Raw genomic sequence first — 2756 nt, 5'->3', positions numbered from 1 at the left:
ACGTTACCGTTTGTTCTTGGACGCCGCGGTCTGGATGGCCTCCAGGGCGCCACTCTGGGTGGTCATGATGTTCAGCAGGTTGCCGAAGGTGGCGTCGCCGATCCCGCGAACGCCCTCGAAGACCGCCTCGACGGTCTTGAGGGAGCCCTCCCGAACCTTGACTTCCTGCGGGATGGCTTCCTGCGCGAAGCTGTCATTCACTCCGGGCCAACGGCGGGTCTCGTTGACCTCGTTGGAGAAGTCGGCCAGCAGTGACTGTGCCAGAGCGCCGATCTCCTCGATCGCCTTGACCCCCGCGAGGAGGTTGTCCGGTTCCGCGGTGTACCTCGGCGAATTAGCCATGACTGTGTTCCTCTCCGTCCTCGTTGATTTCGTCCCGCAGTCTCCGCTGTGACGGCCGCGATGCCACGTCGTCGGTCTCCTCGAGGACGCCCGGCCCGAAGATCTTGACCCAGTCCACGTCGATTCCCGAGAGCTCCGGCACGGTGGGGCTGGCTTCGGTGAGCGGACCGAGCATCCGCATCACATGACGGCCCATCGTGGTTCGGGCCCTTTCCGCCGCATCCAGCACACTGGCGGCCAGTTCGGCCGGCCCCATGTCCCGGTAGGCGCCACCCAGGAAGCGCAGACCAGTCAGGGCTCCCTGGGCGTCGACCGTGACCTCCACCGAGCGGTCCCTGGACCTGACCGTGTAGGACGAACCACGCAGTTCCTGCTCGGCCTGCGCGACGGCAGCCTCGGTCGCCTTCAGTTCCTCCATCGCCTGGGCCAGGCGTTGTTGCACGGACTCGTTCATCGACCTCTCCTGGTTCCGCCCGCCATGACTCCGCCCGAGCGGCGCAACACACTCATCGCCCGATCACCGCGGGGGCGCCACCCTCGTCGGTGCCCCATACGTCCTCATCCTCGGTCACCCAGCTGCTGCGCCCCTGGAAGACGCCCTCAGTGCGCTGACCGGAAGACGGACCGCCGGCCGCCGGATACATCGCGCCGGACGTCGTGGCGGTACCACCCCTTGTGATCACCACGTCGTCCTCTTCGTCCAGCGCGGCCGGGCGGTTGTTGCGCCGGGCCATGGTCGCCCCGCCTGAGCCGGTGAAGACATTACGGACCCGTTCTGAGTTGCCGTTGTCACGGGATCCTCCCATACCGGGATTGAGCGGCATGCCACCTGGCATCATCGGTGACTGGGCAGCCTGGACGGGGGAGCCGAGACCCCGCCCGGCCTGGGTCGGGTCCTGCTGGTCGTAGTAGGGCTCGTTGTAGGAGCTCCCGGTGCCGCCGGTGTTGAGCCCGTTGTTCAGCGCTCCGGTGTAGTCGCCACCGCCCGCAGCGCCGACTCCGCTTCCGGTTGGGCCGTGGAGGTCGGTGTTGAGGCTGCTGGGCAGGTTGAGTCCGTCATTCAGGGACGATGGGAAGTCGCCACTGGTGCCGCCGCCCTCTCCCGGACCATTCAGGGAGGGCCCGTTGAGGTCGGTGGTGACGGTGGATCCGTCCGGGTTGGTGGTGGTGGCTGTCCCGGTGTCGGGGTTGATGATGGTGGAAGTGCCGTCCGGATAGGTGGTGGTGAGCGCCCCGGTGTTCGGATCGAGGGTGGCGGTGCTGCCGTCGGGATAGGTGGTGGTGAGTTCGCCGGTGTCCGGGTTGAGGGTGGTGGTGCTGCCGTCGGGGTTCTGCAGCGGACCGTTGTTGAGGTCGGTGGTGACGGTGGATCCGTCGGGGTTGGTGGTGGTGGCCAGTCCGGTGTCGGGGTCGACGGTGGTGGTGCTTCCGTCCGGATTGCTGGTGGTGAGGGTGCCGTCCGGGTGCAGCGATGTGAGGTCGCCGGTGTCCGGGTTGAGTGAGGTGATGGTGCCGTCGGGATAACTGGTGGTGAGCGCCCCGGTGCCGGGATTGAGGGTCGTGACGCTGCCGCCCGGATTGGACGTGGTAAGTGATCCGTCCGGGTTGAGGGTGGTGGTGCTGCCGTCGGGGTTCTGCAGCGGACCGTTGTTGAGGTCGGTGGTGACGGTGGATCCGTCGGGGTTGGTGGTGGTCGCCAGTCCGGTGTCGGGCGCGACGGTGGTGGTGCTCCCGTCCGGATAGATGGTGGTGAGGGTGCCGTCCGGGTTCAACGAGGTGGCGGTGCCGGTGTCCGGGTTGAGCGTGGTGACGGTTCCGTCGGGATACGTGGTGGTGACGGTGCCGTCGGGATTGGTGACGGTGACGCTGCCGTCGGGGCCCACCACCGCTCCGCCGTTGAGGTCGGTGGTCTTGGTGGAGCCGTTCGGGCTGGTGGTGGTGGCGGTTCCGAGGGACGGGTTGAGCTGGGTGACGGTGCCGTCAGGGGATGTGGTGGTGAGGGTTCCGTCCGGATTGAGCGTGGTCACACTTCCGTCCGGGTTGGTCATCCCCCCAGTCAGGCTCCCGGCAGCACCGGGTCCGGGATTGAGGGGGGAGATCGCACTGGGCGGGAGGAGACTCGGGTCCCCCGACGTACCGGCAGGGTTGAGTAGGCTGTCCAGCGAGCCGCCCCCGGCCGGGGTGGCGCCGTTGAGGCCGGTCGTGAGATCACCTGTGCCGCCGGGACCGTTGAGGCCGGTTGTGAGATCACCTGTGCCGCCGGGACCGTTGAGGCCGGTTGTGAGATCACCTGTGCCGCCGGGACCGTTGAGGCCGGTCGTGAGATCACCTGTGCCGCCGGGACCGTTGAGGCCGGTTGTGAGATCACCTGTGCCGCCGGGACCGTTGAGGCCGGTCGTGAGATCACCTGTGCC

The 2756-nt window shown here is 67.6% G+C and carries 3 protein-coding genes; all 3 read right to left on the bottom strand.

The genetic code is table 11. From position 1 onward, the window contains the following. Nucleotides 1-3 precede the first annotated feature (3 nt). Nucleotides 4-342, bottom strand: a complete 339-nt coding sequence (locus ACWDO5_RS00290) for a hypothetical protein (RefSeq protein ID WP_450527056.1) — start codon at nucleotides 340-342, stop codon at nucleotides 4-6. After that, the gene (locus ACWDO5_RS00285) at nucleotides 335-796 is read right to left on the bottom strand and encodes a YbaB/EbfC family nucleoid-associated protein (RefSeq protein ID WP_450527054.1); all 462 of its coding nucleotides are present in this window, start codon (nucleotides 794-796) and stop codon (nucleotides 335-337) included. Before ACWDO5_RS00285 ends, ACWDO5_RS00290 begins: the two co-directional genes overlap by 8 nt. Before the next feature lie 52 nt (nucleotides 797-848). Continuing rightward, on the bottom strand, nucleotides 849-2756 hold a 1908-nt coding region (locus ACWDO5_RS00280; RefSeq protein WP_450527053.1), incomplete at its 5' end, for a beta strand repeat-containing protein.

It is taken from the genome of Streptomyces sp. NPDC000880 (assembly GCF_053599675.1).
Note: the sequence above shows the minus strand (reverse complement) of the source record. Positions and strands in the feature narration are given on the sequence as shown.

Coding starts and splice junctions, on each gene's coding strand:
- ACWDO5_RS00285 (WP_450527054.1), bottom strand. CDS start 796: ATGAACGAGTCCGTGCAACAACGCCTGGCCCAGGCGATGGAGGAACTG.
- ACWDO5_RS00290 (WP_450527056.1), bottom strand. CDS start 342: ATGGCTAATTCGCCGAGGTACACCGCGGAACCGGACAACCTCCTCGCG.